This window comes from Candidatus Hydrogenedentota bacterium, assembly GCA_035450225.1.
Classification (GTDB): domain Bacteria; phylum Hydrogenedentota; class Hydrogenedentia; order Hydrogenedentales; family SLHB01; genus DSVR01.
Genome location: DAOTMJ010000011.1, coordinates 1 through 14,776, shown reverse-complemented (window position 1 = coordinate 14,776; position 14,776 = coordinate 1). Strand labels below are relative to the sequence as shown.

Here is a 14,776-nt window from a genome sequence, read left to right as displayed (position 1 = left end):
GGGAATTTTGCACTCAAAAATCAGGGAAGGGTGAGTCATGTCAAGTGTAATGGATGAATACCGGAGCAAGCGCATCAGCGCCGATGAAGCCGCGGCCATGGTCAAGTCGGGCGACACCGTGGACTATTATGCGTTCAACGCGAGTTCGCAATATCTCGACGCGGCGCTGGCGAAGCGGGCCGGCGAGTTGGAAAACGTGACCATCCGCAGCGAACTCCGCCTTGCCCCCCCGATGCAGGTATTCATGGCCGATTCCTCCGGCAAGTCGTTCCGATTGAACTCGCTGTTCAAGGGACCCTTCGAAAACATCGTCCCCGACGCCTGCTGTTCGCCGATTCCTTCGCGTCTCGGTCATTATGAAACAATATTCCGGGCCGGCGACATGCACACGGATATCGCTTCCTTCATGGTCAGCCCGCCCGACGACGACGGTTACCTGTACTTTTTCCCGTCGCCGGCGCTGGCCAAGGCCGACGTGGACACGGCCAAATGTTTCATGGCCGAAATCAACGAGACGTATACCCCCTTCCGCGGCGATGAACACCGCCGCATCCATATTTCTGAGGTGGATTACATCATCGAGGGCGACAACCCGCCGGTTCTCGACATTCCAAGTCCGCCATCCACCGACACCGACGCCAAGATTGCGGACTTTGTCGCGCGCGAAATCCCAAACGGCGCCTGCATCCAGATCGGTTACGGCAGCGTGCCCAACGCCGTCGCCAACCTAATTGCCCATTCCGATCTCAAGGATTTGGGCGTGCAGACCGAAATGCTGCCGGAAGGCATCATGACGCTCTACGAGGCGGGCAAAATCAATGGCGTGAAGAAAGCCGTGGACAAGGGCTTGATTACGGCCAGTTTCGTGCTTGGCCCCAAGCGACTGGTGGAATTTGTGCGCGATTGCCCCGATGTGTACATGTGCACGGCCAGTTACACAAACAACCCGTGGATCATCGGACAACATGAAAATTTCATTTCGGTGAACGGGTGCCTTGAAGTTGACCTGTACGGGCAGGTCAATTCGGAATGCGTGGTCAACCGCACCATCAGCGGAACGGGCGGCCAGCTCGATTTCGTGCTGGGCGCGGGCATCTCGAAAGGCGGAAAGGCCATCCTTTGCACCCCCTCGACGTATACACGAAAGGACGGAACCGTGGTGTCGCGCATCGTGGCGTCGTTCGCGCCCGGCACGGTCGTGACCACCCCGCGCAGTTGCGTCCATTACGTCTGCACCGAATACGGCATCGTGAACCTGCGGGGACGCAACCTCTGGGAACGCGCCGAACTGCTTGCCGGCATCGCCCACCCCGATTTCCGCGAGGATCTCATCCACCAGGCCGAAACCTTGCTCCTGAAACACAAATAACGCCCCGGCGCGACCGTTTGGACAGTCTGTCTTGCATTCTGCCCGTACACACCCCAGGATCGCGAGAACGTCTCCGCCCACTCGAACGCGTAACGCCGAATTCCGATTCGTCTCAATTGACCATGTCAGTGCCGAATCGGAAATTCAGCCGCCCCCAGTAGAACTGGTGACTTGAGGAAGGCCAGAAGGTTCGTGCTCTTGCCCGTTATCGTCATCGTAATCGAGTCCTCAAATACTCATTTTTGAGTTATGTGATAATTTATTTGTATTGTATTTATAATATATTGCTACTATAATAACAACTTATTATAAGACATCGGGGTTCCCCCGCGGGGAATGACAATAAGTTCTCTTGAATAATCACGCAAGCGATCAAAGATGTCGTAACCCCTTGTTTCGATTACGATTACGCGCACGAGCACGAGAAATGCCGCCGGAACGGTGGAACCTGATGGATTCTCGCCGGCAAAGCTGGTGGTTATCTATGATTCAGCTCCAAACAAAGCGGCAATATAGACGCGGCCTCCTCGCCGTATTCCTGGCTCGCGGCTTACAGCCGGCCCACGAATCGCGACGCACGCGGTCAAATTGCCTCGAAGTATTTCTCATAGGCATGCGCGGGGAAGACGTGCGCCCGGCACAGCAGTTTGATGGGCAGGCGCATGAACCGCAGCAACGGGTAATACGTTGGATAGTCGTAAAAATACTTGTTGGGCGCGGCAAGAATCCGATCGAATTCCTCGCGGGAAAATCCCTGTTTCTTGAGACAGTAATTGACAAGTTCCTCGTTCTCAAAGAAGGGGATCGTCTGAAGGGCCTGGAGCGCCTCGTCGCGGGAAACGACGCCGGTCCGGACCTTGGCGGCCAGCTCGACGATGCGCCAGTCGAACCCGAACTTGTGGCGCGCGTAGTAATAGACGAGCGCGAACATCTCGTTGTCCATGTGGTGCTGGCCGGTGTCAATCCAACCGAAACGATCCGTCAGCAGTTTCTCGATTTTGTCGCCCGTGTCGTCGTAGTAGTTCGTGATGTTGACAATCCGGATGCCTTTAACAAGGCTCCAGTAGAGCATGTGGTGGATGTCCACGTTTTTAAAGTGAACGAGGGGTATGGCGCAGAAGCGTTTGATGAGCGCGCGGGTGTAGCGCGCGTCCATGTAGTTCCACGCGAGCGGCGTGATGCCTTCTTCGCGAAACGAGTGGCTGAGGATGATATACCGGACGTTTTCCTTCGCGGCCGTTCGATATAGCGCGCTGGCGATGCCGACGTCGTCGGTAAGGTCAATATAGGGCACGCAGGCGCGGATTGTGCAGTTCGTGAGTTCGCGCGACTCCGGCCAGTCCATGATGATCGTGTGCAGGTCCACATCGAGCGCGTCGCACACGCGGCTTAGATTCGTCTTGGCCGTCTCGGAATCCCAGCCGTTGTCGAAATGCACCGCGAGCGGGCGCAGATTCATGATCTCCTTCGTGTAATAAAGGCAATAGGAGGTGTCGCGCCCGCCGCTGACGCCGACAACGCAATCGTACTTGCGGCCCTTGCCGGCCTTGCGGATCTTGGCGGCGATTTCCTGCAAAATGCGCGCGCCTTCCTCGCCGGTGGGAAATTCCACGAGCAGACGGTCATGAATGTGGCAGTAGTTGCACACACCCTGCGCGTCGAACCGGATGCCCGGCACCGAAGCGTCCATGATGCACCGCGTACAAAGCTGGGTCGTCATTTTTCTCCTACAAGCGCGCCAACCGGGTGTCAACAATGCTCATCGGGTCTTTCGTGCGGATGTGTTCGGGGCGGAAATGGGCGCGGAGTTCCTCGTCCGTTGGATATGTGATCAAGACGGTCCGCCGCTTGCCGTAAAAAAGGAAAAACGCACCTGCCGCCACCGCCGACGCATGCCCCTCGTACACGGCCTGCGCCAGATGCGCGACACTCCCCGCGCCGCCGCAGGCAATCACGGGAATCGAAACCGCGTCCGCCACGCTTCGCACCAATTCGATGTCGTATCCGTCCATCGTGCCGTCGCGATCAATCGAAGTCAGGAAGATCTCGCCCGCGCCGTGTGCTTCCATGCGGAGCGCGGTTTCGACGGGATCGAGACCGGTAGCCTTGCGTCCCGCATGCGTGAATACTTCGCAGCGGCCGTCTGCATGCCGACGCACATCAATCGAAACCACCATGCACTGCCGTCCGAAACGGTCCGCGCCGCGCGCGACGAGATCAGGGTCCTCGATGGCGGCCGTGTTAATGACAACCCGGTCCGCCCCGGCCTGGAGCAATTCCCACATTCCGTCCACGGTTCGAATGCCGCCCCCCACGGAGAACGGCATGAACGATTCCCCGGCGATTTGGCGCACAACTTCAATCTGCGGACCACGCCGTTCTTCCGTGGCAATTATATCGAGCAGGATCAGTTCGTCCACGTTCTTGCCGTTGAACACCCGCGCGGCGTTGATCGGACACCCGACGTATTTCGGCGTGGTGAATTGAATGCTCTTCTCGAGTCCCCAACCGCGCAGCAACAGGACCGGGATTACGCGAACTTTATGCATGGGCGCACCGTTTCACAAAATTATGGACCACGCACAGGCCGTTCGCGTGGCTTTTTTCCGGATGGAACTGCGTGCCGAAGAGGTTGCCGCGCTCGACCGCCGAAACGAACGGCACAGCGTAATCGGTGCGCGCGAGAACGTCGTTTTCATCGCGGCATACGACATGGTACGAATGGGCAAAATAGAACGGCGCATCGCCCCGGATGCCGTTGAACAACGCGCTGTCGCGAAGCCGTTGGACATCGTTCCAGCCGAGATGTGGGATTTTCGCCGAACCGTCCGAAAACCGCACCGTCTCCGCGTCGAGCCAACCCAGTCCTTCGGTCTCGCCCTCCTCGCTCCGGCGCGCAAACATCTGCATACCAAGGCAAATGCCCAATACCGGCGTTTTGCCCTCGATTGCGCGCCGGTGAAGCACCGGCACAAGGCCGTGCTCGCGCAAGGTATTCATGGCTTGGTCGAACGAGCCGACGCCGGGCAGCACGATGCCGTCCGCGCGTTCCAAAGCGGACGCATCGGTCGTAACGACCGGTTCCGCGCCGACCTTCCGAAACGCGCGCGCGACGGAATCGAGATTTCCTATACCGTAATTGACGATCGCAATCATTGATGCAGCCAACGCCCGTCAACGCCTTGACGGCGCCTAGGCACAATGGTACCTTGGCTGCACGCAAAGGCGCAAATGAGACACTGCCGATCAATCGTATTTTGGACCGCTCTGCCATGCGGATTCGAGTTTGGAATCGCCTGGCCCGAACAGCCGTGCCCTGTTTCCCCTCTGCGTGTATCTACGTCATCTGGGGATCATGTGGTTTTCCGCAGATGACGCCGATACTCGCAGATATCGAACAGATGAATGGAATAAAGAGGAAAACGTGACTCCTTGCGGTATTGTGGTTTTATTGCAATTCTTTTGGACAGCACTGTTCCCCTATTATTTCATTCTTCCTTCAGCATCCTCAGTCGTTTGATTGCTATTTCGATGTCATACTGCGGCGTTTGTTGCCTCTTCTTGATAAAGCCGTACAAAAGCACGATTGAATCGCCGTAAAATCCGAATAAGATGCGCGCCATGCAGCCGTGCGACAAATCGCCGCGAACTTCCCAAGGACCGTGTCCCAACGGACGACAAACCGGAAGCCCAATTGACCAACCGAACTCTACCTTCTACGCATCTTTCCCGATAATCCGGCGATCATCGCCGTCCAGGTTCTTCAACCATACACGCACAGGTTCATCACCGCTCTACACGGCAAAAAATCGTGCCGTTATCTTCTTGAGCCGAATCATCGGCCCCCAGCACGCACCATTAATGAGGGGTCAACGGCTTTCCCCGTCGAATCCGGTCTGGGCTGATCGCTTCGCCGGACCTTGTCTGACGGGACGAATAACGTCAGACATCCACCCATCTTGACAGCGTCCATGCGCCATGTTACCTTGGATTGGCGCATGGGCGACAATGGAGGCGCTTGCCTTGTCCGATCCGAAAAGACCGCGTTTATCGGTCATCATCCCGACGCTTGACGCGCACCGCGATGGCGCCGTGCCGAGGCTGGTCGAAAGCATCAGGCGGCAGACCTTCCGCGATTTCGAGTTGTGTCTAGTCAAAGGCGTCTCGCCGCAGGGCAAGGCAATCAACAAGGGCGCGGACCAGACCCACGGGGACATTCTCCTCATCCTCGACGACGACAGTCGTCTCGCGGACGAAACGGTTTTCCAGCGGCTAATCGAAACGCTCGATGCGGACGCATCCATCGGAATGGCCGGCGCCAGCATCGTCGTCGCCCCGGACGCCTCCCCATTTCAACGCCGCGCGGCGGAAGAGTTCCCGCGATTCAACACGCCCGTCGTGGACCGCGTCACGGACAGCGATTTCGCGTGCCACGGCTGTTGCGCCATTCCGCGCCGCGTATTCGAGCAAATTGGACGGGAGCGCGAGGATTTGCTTCGTGGACTCGATCCCGATTTGCGCGTTCGGATTCGCGCGGCGGGCTATCGCGTCGTCCTCGCGCCGAATGCGCGCATCCATCATCCGCTGCCGGACGGTTGGCGCAGCCTGTTGCGGACTTTTTTCCGCAACGGCTACGGATCCGCCTACGCCCGTAAGTTCCATCCCGACAGCGTCTTTGAAACCGGCGAAACGCTGGACGATTCCGGTTTTCAACCCAAAACGTCGCTACCGTATCGCATGGCCCGCTTTCCGGTCCGGTTGGCGCAAGCGTTGGCGCGCGGGCAATGGATGCGGTTCGTGGCGTATTGCGCCTATGCGTGCGGATATGGGTGGGGCATGGCTACCGCGCGGGAGAACGCCGTTGGCAGCGGGTCCTAGCGCCAAGCGGCTGATCAAGCGCGCGGCCAAACGCGCCATCCGCGCCGCCGGTTTATGCGTGCGTGGAACCGGTCCGCGCATCCTCACCTACCACAGCGTGGGCGCGCGAACACACGACATGAACGTCGCGCCGCCCGATTTCGCCGCGCAGATGGAGTGGCTTGCGAAAAACGCCCGCATCGTCTCCCTTCGCGACGCCGCCAACGGACGCGACGGCGTCGCCATCACCTTCGACGACGGCTATCGCGACAATGTGACGAATGCCGCGCCTGTTCTCCAAAGACTTGGCCTGCCCGCGACCTTTTTCATCGTAACGGGCCGCATGGGCGGCGTCATGGTTCCAGACGAAGATCCGGCCACCGGCGCGATCATGACGTGGGAGGAGGTCCGCGAACTCGTTCGGGCCGGTTTCGACATCGGCGGGCACACCGTGACGCATCCGCACTTGGCCCGCCTTGGCGAAGAGGAACAGCGCCGCGAAATCCTCGACTGCGCACGCGCCATCGCCGAACAATTGGGGCAAAGGCCCGAGGCCTTTGCCTATCCCTACGGTTCCGTCGCCGACTACAACGAGGTCTCTGTCCGCCTTGTTCGCGAAGCGGGATTCCAATACGCCGTGTCGAACCGGTATGGCGCGAATCCGCCGGGATGCGACCGTTGGACCCTGCGCCGGATCTGGATTGACGGCACCGATTCGTTGGAAACGTTTCAGGCCAAAGTCGCCGGTCGTCTCGACGCCTTCGCCCTGCTCGATTCGCCGGCCGGCATCGCGTTGCGCCGCGGCTTGAACCGCGCGTTGGGCATACGATGATTCACGGAAAGCGGCACACGGCGCATTGCGGTCCGGTATTGCCATCGTGTAACGTGATCCCGATACAAGGAAGATCGTGAATGATCGCACTGATGTGCTGCATCATGGCCGTGTCGCACGGCATTGAAATCAAGGCGCCGGATTCGGGGTACGATCGCGCGATTCAACCGGATCGGGCGTGGGAACGGGTCGGCCGGGATCTGCTCTACAATTTCCGCAACATGTACCAGCCGTGCGTGGTCGAGCGGCCCGGCGAATCCCATCCTTACCGGATGTGGTTCTTCGGCTGGGCAAGCGCGGACACCAATCCCGGTGAGCCGGGTTGCGACGCCATCTATCACGCGCGTTCCCGGGATCTGCTGGCGTGGGAGGTCCTCGCGAAAGACGGCGGCTGGGACACGGACATGAAACCGGAGCAATGGAAAGCGGTGTTGTCCGCCAGCGATCGTTATTACGATTGCTGGCACAACGGCGACCCGTCCGTCGTGTGGAAAGAGGGGCGCTACTATATGGCCTACAGCGCCACCAGCGGCATCCATCGCAAGAAAGACCATGCGCACCTCGAAGGGATGTTGCTTTGCATCATGGGCGCAACTTCCCCGGATGGCATCCATTGGGAGAAGACCGAACAGCCGTTGCTGATCGAGCCCAAGGAAACGCAGGACGCGCCGGATTCGGACCGCATTTGCGACTTCCACCGCCCGTCGCTGATGTGGGACGGCGGACGCTGGAAACTCTGGTTCGACTACTGGGCGCCGCCGAACGGCGTGTGCATGGGATATGCCGAAAACACGGGCGATTTTTCCGCGCTGGACGGTTTCAAGATCACGCACGATCTGAAAACGCCGCTCATTCTCAACTGGCCCAATCCCGCCGTCGTGAAGGCGAAAGGGCGCTACTACAGTTTCGCCGATCCACCGGGATACCCGCCGAAGGTTGCGTCCTCGCCCGAAGGCCGAAACTGGTCCACGCGCGCCCTGTGCGAGGCCGTATCGGACGACGGCCTGCGCTGGCGAATCGTCGGCTACATTCCCCCTGACCAGGATGCGGCGGCCAACCATGTCCCGCAGCCGCTTGTACAAGGCGATTGGCTTTATCTCTTTTATGCGACCCAGCGCGGCGGCGAACCGCAATACGACTATCGTTACGATCGCATTCGCGCGATGCGACGGAAACTTTCGCCCTAATCCGGCATATAGCAAATACGGCACCCCATGTTTTCGATGAAACGACACAACAAGAAGGATGGCGCCGGACACATGAGCATCCGCATGGCGTTTATCGGATTTCAGCATCCCCACATTTTCGGACTCTACCAACTGGCGAGGCAACGCGAAGACATCGAAATCGTCGCGGCATGCGAGGAAGACGAGGCGACGCGCGCCAGCCTGCCCGGGCAAGGGATCACCGTCACACATGATTCCTACCGGCAAATGCTGGAGAACACGCCTTGCGACGCCGTCGCCTGCGGCGATTGGTTTGCCATCCGCGGATCGCGGATTATTCAGGCCATGGAACGCGGCCTGCATGTGCTGGGCGACAAGCCCCTCTGCACCGCGATGAACGAATGGGAACGCATCGCCGCGCTGGCGCGCGGGGGACTGCGCGTCGGCTGCATGCTCGACCTTGGCGATCTCGGCCCGTACTTGACCCTGCGCAAACTGATCCTCGACGGAAGGATTGGCGAAGTCCACACCATTCAGTTCTGGGGCCAACATCCCTTGCTCCACGGCAGGCGTCCGGCATGGTATTTCGAACCGGGCCGGCACGGCGGCTCGCTCAACGACATCGCCGTCCATGCGATCGACATCGTTCCGTGGATGACCGGCCGCACGATTGCGGCCATCACGGCGGCCCGCGCATGGAACGCGAAACTCAAGGCGCATCCCTGCTTCCAGGACGGCGCAGCCCTCATGCTCGAACTCGACAATGGCGGCGTGGTCCTCGGCGACGTCTCGTATCTCAGCTCCGACGCCCACGGCTACACCATGGATCCGTACTGGCGGTTCACGATTGCCGGCACGGACGGCGTCGTCGAAACCTGTTGCAACGCCCGGCGCGCGACCCTGTGGCGCCACGATACCCCCGAACCGATCGAGGAAACGGTCCTGCCCAACCGGCCCGGCGCCTATCTCGACGCTTTTCTCGCCGACATCGCCGGCACGCCCATCCCCGATGCCCTCGACACCAACCGGGTTCTGCACAGCACCCGCCTTGCGCTGTTGGCGCAACAGGTGGCGGAAACAGGCCTATATCCCTGCCGTTTGTGATGTGCCCCCGCAAACAGGATGGGCCTCGGCAACAAAAAGGCCTCTCCCCGAACAAGCGAACATCGGACGGATCCGGCGGATCCGGCGAATCCGGCGAATCCACGCAGCGGCCCCGATCCGCCTGCAAAACGATTGACATCGGCGCGGCGTTATGCCATAATGTTAGGCATGGCTAACAATTATAGCATGGACTAACAATCATGCCGGACATCACGCTCAGCGAAAGTTTGGAAGATTACCTCGAAACGATCGTCCACGTTCAGCAGGAACGCGACAGCGTGCGATCGCGCGACATTGCCTCCGAGCGGGGCGTTTCGACGGCCTCCGTGACAGGAGCCTTGCGGGCGCTGGCGCGGCGTGGTCTGATTGACTACGAACCCTATGGGACGATCATGCTCACGTCCGAAGGGCGCCGCCTCGGACGTCAAATTCTGGGGCGCCACAACGCCCTCCGCGATTTCCTGGAAAATCGCCTGGGCATACCCCGCGTGAAGGCCGCGGCGGCGGCATGCCGAATGGAACACGCGATTCCCGCCGACATTATCGGGAAAATGCTTGCCTTGTTCGATCGTATGGCGCAATGTCCGCTGGCCGCGCCGGAGGGGAATGAAACAGCCTCCCGGGGAAAAAAGACTCCGGCTTGTCCTCTGGCGGGAACATGGTTTGCCCGGGACGCCAATCCGGGGACATGCAACGAAATTCGGTTGGAAGCAAGAAAACGATGAACCGCGCCCTTCTGGAAATGGAAACCGACAGCACGCTGTGCCGGACCGCCGACGATCTGCGGCGCATCACGGCCCACTGCGCGCGGATACTGGCCGAGGCCAGCGTGGAAACCACCGGGCAAAAGCCCGGCCGGCCTTGCCGCAATCCCGACTGCGCCTGCCGTCAACTCCTCCGTTCCACCCTCCTCGACACGATTTCCGTGCTGGACGACACGCGGCGCAACTTCAAGTCGAAGCAACTGGCGGCATTGCGCCATAAACTGACGGAGGTGCTGGCGAACCACACATAAAATTCGCAATTGAAGCGTGTTCTACGGTTCGAATCGAAGGTCGAAAAGTGAGGACACGTCCGGCGCCGGTTCCAGGCATGAACCGGCGTGGACGTGTCCTCTTAGTTTTTTGGAAAAACGGCGACAACAAAAAAGGAAAATGGAAAATGAACACACGCAAGACAGGATTTACCCTCATCGAATTACTGGTCGTGATAGCCATCATAGGCATCCTGGCGGCGATACTGCTGCCGGCGCTGTCGCGGGCGCGCGAGTCGGCGCGGCGCGCGAGTTGCGCGAACAACCTTAAGCAGATGGGCGTCGTATTCGCCATGTACGCCAACGAAAACCGGGCGCAAAAATTTCCGCCGCGAAAAGTCTTCAACTGCGACGGCAGCCTGTCCGCGACGATGATTTTCAACGGAATCGCGGTAATTCCTGAATACCTGGCGGACGTCAATGTCGTCTGGTGCCCGTCGTGGGGCGCGCAGACGGATCCGATGGCCCGTTACGACCGCTCGAAAGGCAACGGCGACGGCATTATCGCACCCTGCGAAGTCGTAAAGGAGCCATACGACTACACAGGTTGGGCGCTGACCGACGATGTGAATATCCTCGGCGCGGCGAAACGGGGCCAGGAAGGCAGCGGACCGGGAGGACGCTGGGAAGAAGCCGAATACCAGGATACGCCTTGGGGCGAATTGGCGGCCGCCAACGCCGGCTCCGGCGCGCCCGGACGCGCAAGCGACGAGGATTTTACGGTGTCGCTAGCCCATGCCGGCACGCAGGGCGGCGGCGGCAACACGATGTACAGGCTTCGCCAGGGCATCGAACGCTTCTTCATAACGGACATCAACCATCCAGCGGCGACCGCCGAGGCGGCCAGCGTCATACCGGTCATGTGGGACCACATCAGCACAAGCACGGCCGATTTTTCACACGTTCCCGGCGGCGGCAACGTGTTGTACATGGACGGGCATGTGGAATTTCTTCGATACCCGGCGGAACGGTTCCCCATGACTCCCGACAGCGCACGGATTTTCGGGCGTTACGACCGGCCTTTCGACGGTTTCTGAGTCTTCGTTTACCTGTCTGCTCCGGCGCGTTTTTTGGCATTACGCCGGATCTATGGTATGCTGGCATGCGCTGTTTCAGTGGGAACGGCAGGCGCTAAACATGGGCCAAACATGGCGTAAGGAGAGCAGTGATGGGAAACGAACACAACCCGGGATTGACGCGCAGGGATTTCGCAAAGGTGTCCGCGGCGGCGGGCTTCGCGATTTTGTCAGGCACGGCGCAGGCCGCCAAGGACAAGAGCAACCGCGACACGCTGAAGGTCGGCCTGCTCGGATGCGGCAACCGAGGCACGGGCGCCGCAATCAACATGCTGGAAGGGAAGAACAACGTCAAATTGATTGCGATGGCGGATCTCTTCGAGGATCGCCTGAAACACTCGCGGCGGCAAATCTCCGAACACAAAAATCCGGAAGTCAAGAACCGTTGCCAAGTCAAGGACGACCTGTGTTTCATCGGATTCGACGCCTACGAAAAAATCCTGAAAACGGACATAGACATTCTGATCGAAGGCACGCTGCCCTACTGCCGTCCGAAACACATTGCGGCGGCCGTAGAGGCCAAGAAACACATTTTCACCGAGAAACCGGTTGCGGTGGATCCGGATGGCATCCGCGTCGTATTGGCGGCGGCGGAAAAGGCCGCGGAACTGAAACTGTCCATTGTCGCGGGCACGCAACGCCGGCATCAGAAGGAGTACATCGAGACGATCAAGCGCATCCACGACGGCGCGATCGGCGACGTGTTGGCCTTGCGCGCATACTGGTGCGGGGGATTGCCGTTTGCGTACGATCGCAAGCCGGGCTGGAGCGACCTTGAATACCGCATTCGCAACTGGTACGGACAATGCTGGGTGGCCGGCGACAACATCGTCGAGCAGCATGTGCACAACCTCGACATTTGCAACTGGGTCATGAACGCCCATCCGATCCGCGTATTCGCATCCGGCGGGCGCACGTGGAAACCAAAGGAAGAAAAGTATGGCGACATTTATGATCATTTCGACTGCGATTTCGAATACGAGAACGGCGTCCACATGACGAGTTTCAGCCGCCATTGGCAGAAGTGCGCGGACGGCGTTTTCGAGGATGTGGTCGGCACGAAAGGCCGCAGCAATTGCACGAGCATCGGCGACTGGAAACCCGAAGGCGGCGAGAATCCGTATATTCAGGAACACATCGATCTCGTGAAGAGCATAACGGGCGAAGGGCCGTATCTGAACGAGGGCGTGCAGGTCGCCGAGTCCACCATGACAGCGATCATGGGCCGTATGTCGGCGTACACGGGCCAGGTTCAGGTGTGGGGAAAGGCATTGAAAACCGACCTGAAACTGGTGCCGGAGGTACTCGATTTCTCGAAACCCTATCCGCTGGGTCCGGTGCCGGCCCCGGGCGGAATGGCATGAGCGCGGAAAGCAACAAGGAGGCTTTGATATGAATAGACGCAACTTTATGACGGCGTGCGGAGCGACCGCGGGCGCGGCCGCATTTTTCAAGTCCATGGCGGCGATCGGGGCCGTTCCGGGCGACAAGCCCTTCGCGAAGGCGAAACTGCGCATGTCGGCGCCGCTGGACTGGTTTCCCGGCGCCAATCCCCCGGAAAAGATCAAGGCGGCGGCCCAGTGGGGCTTGCCGGCATACGAGTGGCTCGGCGCCGGCGGCGATGCCGATGCGCTGCGCGCCGCGGCGGAAGAATGCGGCATGGAGCTGAGTTGTACCGGCGGTTGCGGCCGCATCGGGCCGGGCACGATGGTCAAGAAGGAAGACCACGACGAGGTGGTCAAACATTTCAAGGAACGCGTGGCGTTCGCGAAGAAGGCCAAGTGCAGGCATCTCGTCGGTCTGAGCGGAAACACCCGCACCGACGTTTCCGTCGAGGAACAGACCGAAAACGTCATCAAGTGCCTGAAACGCCTCGCGCCGATCGCCGAGGACAATGATGTCCTGTTGTGCTGCGAGGCGCTCAATCCGCTCGTGGACCACAAGGGCTACTTCCTCACGCGTACGGACCAGACGATGGCGATCCTGAAGGAAGTGAACAGTCCGAACGTGAAAATGCTGTTCGACATCTACCACCAGCAAATCACGGAGGGCAACGTCATTCGCAATTTCACGGAGAACATCGCCAACATCGGGCATTTCCACGTGGCCGACAATCCCGGACGCAAGGAACCCGGCACGGGCGAACTCAACTACAAGATCATTTTCCGGAAAATCGCGGAAACGGGCTACAAGGATTTTGTCGCCCTCGAATGCGGACATTCGACGAAGAATTACGAGGACACGCTGAACGCGACGCTGGCCTGTCTCGATTTCTAAGAGCGTGTTTTATAAATCGTTTGAGCGCTTGATGTAGGACAGGTTGTCCAGCCTGTCGTTCATAATAGCGTGGAAAACACGCAATAAACAGATGGGTCGGTCTATCCCGCGAACTTTTGAAACGCGATCCAAAGTTCCGGAAAATTGGCTGAAAAAAGGCCGCGCCGTGTGCGCGGCCTTTTCCTCACAAGGAGGTTCGATCATGCGAATAGCGCACATAGAATTGTTCGACGGCTCCGCTGTTTATGCGGTGCAGCAAACCGACGGACGCCTCGCGCGCGCCGAAGGCAATCCCATGACGGGCGGCCTTGTCGCTACGCGGGAAATGGTCGAACCCAAACGATGGCTGCCGCCCATCGAACCGCGTGCGATCCTTTGCATCGGGCGCAATTACGCGGAGCATGCCGCCGAGGGGGGCGCGCCGCCGCCGGAATTTCCTATTCTTTTCATGAAGAATCCCAACGCCGCCATTGGCCATGAGGCGCCCATTCGCCTGCCGCGGGTCTGCGGGGATGAGGTGGATTATGAGGGCGAATTGGTCGTCGTGCTGAAGAAGGCGGCATTGAACGTGCCCCGCAACGCGGCCCTGTCGTATGTGCTCGGCTACACCATCGGCCACGATGTGTCGGCGCGCGTGTGGCAACAGCACAAGGGCGGTTCGCAGTGGTGCCGGGGCAAGAGTTTCGACACGTTCGCGCCCATGGGGCCGGTGCTGGTCACGGCCGATGAAATTCCCGATCCGTCCGGTCTCTCAATTCGCACGACAGTCAACGGGCGCGAAGTCCAGAAAAGCACAACGGACAAAATGATCTTCGACGTCCCCGCGCTGATCAGTTTTCTCTCGCAGGACACCACGCTGCTCCCCGGAACGGTCATCATGACCGGCACGCCCGAAGGCGTCGGCTGGGCGCGCGCGCCGAAATTGACCCTGCGTCCCGGCGATCGGGTGAGTGTCGAAATCGGTCGCATCGGCTGCCTGTCGAATCCCGTCATGGCGGCCTGACGGCGAGAAAATCGAGTAGGGGGGGGGGTTGCCCCTCTCCCCCTCTCACACCACCGGGC

General features: G+C 59.7%; 14 protein-coding genes and 1 pseudogene. 11 read left to right on the top strand and 4 right to left on the bottom strand.

Annotated elements, in window-relative coordinates; genetic code table 11:
• Positions 1 to 37: 37 nt before the first annotated feature.
• Positions 38 to 1,369 (top strand): acetyl-CoA hydrolase/transferase C-terminal domain-containing protein, encoded by a 1,332-nt coding sequence (locus P5540_08365; protein ID HRT64830.1) that lies wholly within the window; start codon positions 38 to 40, stop codon positions 1,367 to 1,369.
• Between the two features lie 583 nt (positions 1,370 to 1,952).
• Here the strand turns inward: P5540_08365 and P5540_08360 are convergent.
• The 4 genes and pseudogenes from P5540_08360 to P5540_08345 all read right to left on the bottom strand — a co-directional run bounded on the left by P5540_08360 (position 1,953) and on the right by P5540_08345 (position 5,148).
• Positions 1,953 to 3,089 (bottom strand): N-acetyl sugar amidotransferase, encoded by a 1,137-nt coding sequence (locus P5540_08360; protein HRT64829.1) that lies wholly within the window; start codon positions 3,087 to 3,089, stop codon positions 1,953 to 1,955.
• Positions 3,090 to 3,096: 7 nt separating this feature from the next.
• Entirely contained in the window at positions 3,097 to 3,918 is an 822-nt protein-coding gene (locus P5540_08355) for an AglZ/HisF2 family acetamidino modification protein (protein HRT64828.1), read from the bottom strand.
• Positions 3,911 to 4,537: an imidazole glycerol phosphate synthase subunit HisH gene (gene hisH, locus P5540_08350; protein HRT64827.1), complete on the bottom strand. Its 627-nt coding sequence runs from the start codon at positions 4,535 to 4,537 to the stop codon at positions 3,911 to 3,913. The genes P5540_08355 and hisH overlap by 8 nt, the downstream gene beginning before the upstream one ends.
• 320 nt (positions 4,538 to 4,857) lie before the next feature.
• A pseudogene (locus P5540_08345) lies at positions 4,858 to 5,148 on the bottom strand (type II toxin-antitoxin system RelE/ParE family toxin).
• Between the two features lie 199 nt (positions 5,149 to 5,347).
• On the opposite strand from P5540_08345, the gene P5540_08340 reads away from it, so the two are divergent.
• From P5540_08340 to P5540_08295, 10 genes are all read left to right on the top strand, one after another.
• Complete coding sequence (locus P5540_08340) at positions 5,348 to 6,247, top strand: glycosyltransferase (GenBank protein HRT64826.1); 900 nt, start codon at positions 5,348 to 5,350, stop codon at positions 6,245 to 6,247.
• Positions 6,231 to 7,058 (top strand): polysaccharide deacetylase family protein, encoded by an 828-nt coding sequence (locus tag P5540_08335; protein ID HRT64825.1) that lies wholly within the window; start codon positions 6,231 to 6,233, stop codon positions 7,056 to 7,058. Before P5540_08340 ends, P5540_08335 begins: the two co-directional genes overlap by 17 nt.
• A gap of 80 nt (positions 7,059 to 7,138) precedes the next feature.
• Positions 7,139 to 8,245 carry a hypothetical protein gene (locus P5540_08330; protein ID HRT64824.1) on the top strand — a complete coding sequence of 369 codons (1,107 nt, stop codon included), beginning with the start codon at positions 7,139 to 7,141 and terminating at the stop codon, positions 8,243 to 8,245.
• A gap of 72 nt (positions 8,246 to 8,317) precedes the next feature.
• Positions 8,318 to 9,328 (top strand): Gfo/Idh/MocA family oxidoreductase, encoded by a 1,011-nt coding sequence (locus P5540_08325; GenBank protein HRT64823.1) that lies wholly within the window; start codon positions 8,318 to 8,320, stop codon positions 9,326 to 9,328.
• A 200-nt stretch (positions 9,329 to 9,528) separates the two neighbouring features.
• Positions 9,529 to 10,053: a metal-dependent transcriptional regulator gene (locus P5540_08320; protein HRT64822.1), complete on the top strand. Its 525-nt coding sequence runs from the start codon at positions 9,529 to 9,531 to the stop codon at positions 10,051 to 10,053.
• Complete coding sequence (locus tag P5540_08315) at positions 10,050 to 10,343, top strand: hypothetical protein (protein HRT64821.1); 294 nt, start codon at positions 10,050 to 10,052, stop codon at positions 10,341 to 10,343. Before P5540_08320 ends, P5540_08315 begins: the two co-directional genes overlap by 4 nt.
• A gap of 146 nt (positions 10,344 to 10,489) precedes the next feature.
• Positions 10,490 to 11,398 (top strand): DUF1559 domain-containing protein, encoded by a 909-nt coding sequence (locus tag P5540_08310; protein ID HRT64820.1) that lies wholly within the window; start codon positions 10,490 to 10,492, stop codon positions 11,396 to 11,398.
• Between the two features lie 131 nt (positions 11,399 to 11,529).
• Positions 11,530 to 12,801 carry a Gfo/Idh/MocA family oxidoreductase gene (locus tag P5540_08305; GenBank protein ID HRT64819.1) on the top strand — a complete coding sequence of 424 codons (1,272 nt, stop codon included), beginning with the start codon at positions 11,530 to 11,532 and terminating at the stop codon, positions 12,799 to 12,801.
• A 28-nt stretch (positions 12,802 to 12,829) separates the two neighbouring features.
• A complete protein-coding gene (locus tag P5540_08300) occupies positions 12,830 to 13,714 on the top strand; it encodes a TIM barrel protein (GenBank protein HRT64818.1) in 885 nt (294 codons plus the stop codon).
• A 202-nt stretch (positions 13,715 to 13,916) separates the two neighbouring features.
• Entirely contained in the window at positions 13,917 to 14,717 is an 801-nt protein-coding gene (locus P5540_08295; GenBank protein HRT64817.1) for a fumarylacetoacetate hydrolase family protein, read from the top strand.
• The last annotated feature ends 59 nt before the right edge of the window (positions 14,718 to 14,776 follow it).

Excerpts from the sequence above, each read along its gene's own strand:
- P5540_08365 (HRT64830.1), top strand. The coding sequence starts at position 38 with ATGTCAAGTGTAATGGATGAATACCGGAGCAAGCGCATCAGCGCCGAT.
- P5540_08320 (HRT64822.1), top strand. The coding sequence starts at position 9,529 with ATGCCGGACATCACGCTCAGCGAAAGTTTGGAAGATTACCTCGAAACG.
- P5540_08305 (HRT64819.1), top strand. The coding sequence starts at position 11,530 with ATGGGAAACGAACACAACCCGGGATTGACGCGCAGGGATTTCGCAAAG.
- P5540_08325 (HRT64823.1), top strand. The coding sequence starts at position 8,318 with ATGAGCATCCGCATGGCGTTTATCGGATTTCAGCATCCCCACATTTTC.
- P5540_08300 (HRT64818.1), top strand. The coding sequence starts at position 12,830 with ATGAATAGACGCAACTTTATGACGGCGTGCGGAGCGACCGCGGGCGCG.
- P5540_08310 (HRT64820.1), top strand. The coding sequence starts at position 10,490 with ATGAACACACGCAAGACAGGATTTACCCTCATCGAATTACTGGTCGTG.
- P5540_08360 (HRT64829.1), bottom strand. The coding sequence starts at position 3,089 with ATGACGACCCAGCTTTGTACGCGGTGCATCATGGACGCTTCGGTGCCG.
- P5540_08340 (HRT64826.1), top strand. The coding sequence starts at position 5,348 with ATGTTACCTTGGATTGGCGCATGGGCGACAATGGAGGCGCTTGCCTTG.
- P5540_08295 (HRT64817.1), top strand. The coding sequence starts at position 13,917 with ATGCGAATAGCGCACATAGAATTGTTCGACGGCTCCGCTGTTTATGCG.
- P5540_08330 (HRT64824.1), top strand. The coding sequence starts at position 7,139 with ATGATCGCACTGATGTGCTGCATCATGGCCGTGTCGCACGGCATTGAA.
- P5540_08355 (HRT64828.1), bottom strand. The coding sequence starts at position 3,918 with ATGCATAAAGTTCGCGTAATCCCGGTCCTGTTGCTGCGCGGTTGGGGA.
- P5540_08315 (HRT64821.1), top strand. The coding sequence starts at position 10,050 with ATGAACCGCGCCCTTCTGGAAATGGAAACCGACAGCACGCTGTGCCGG.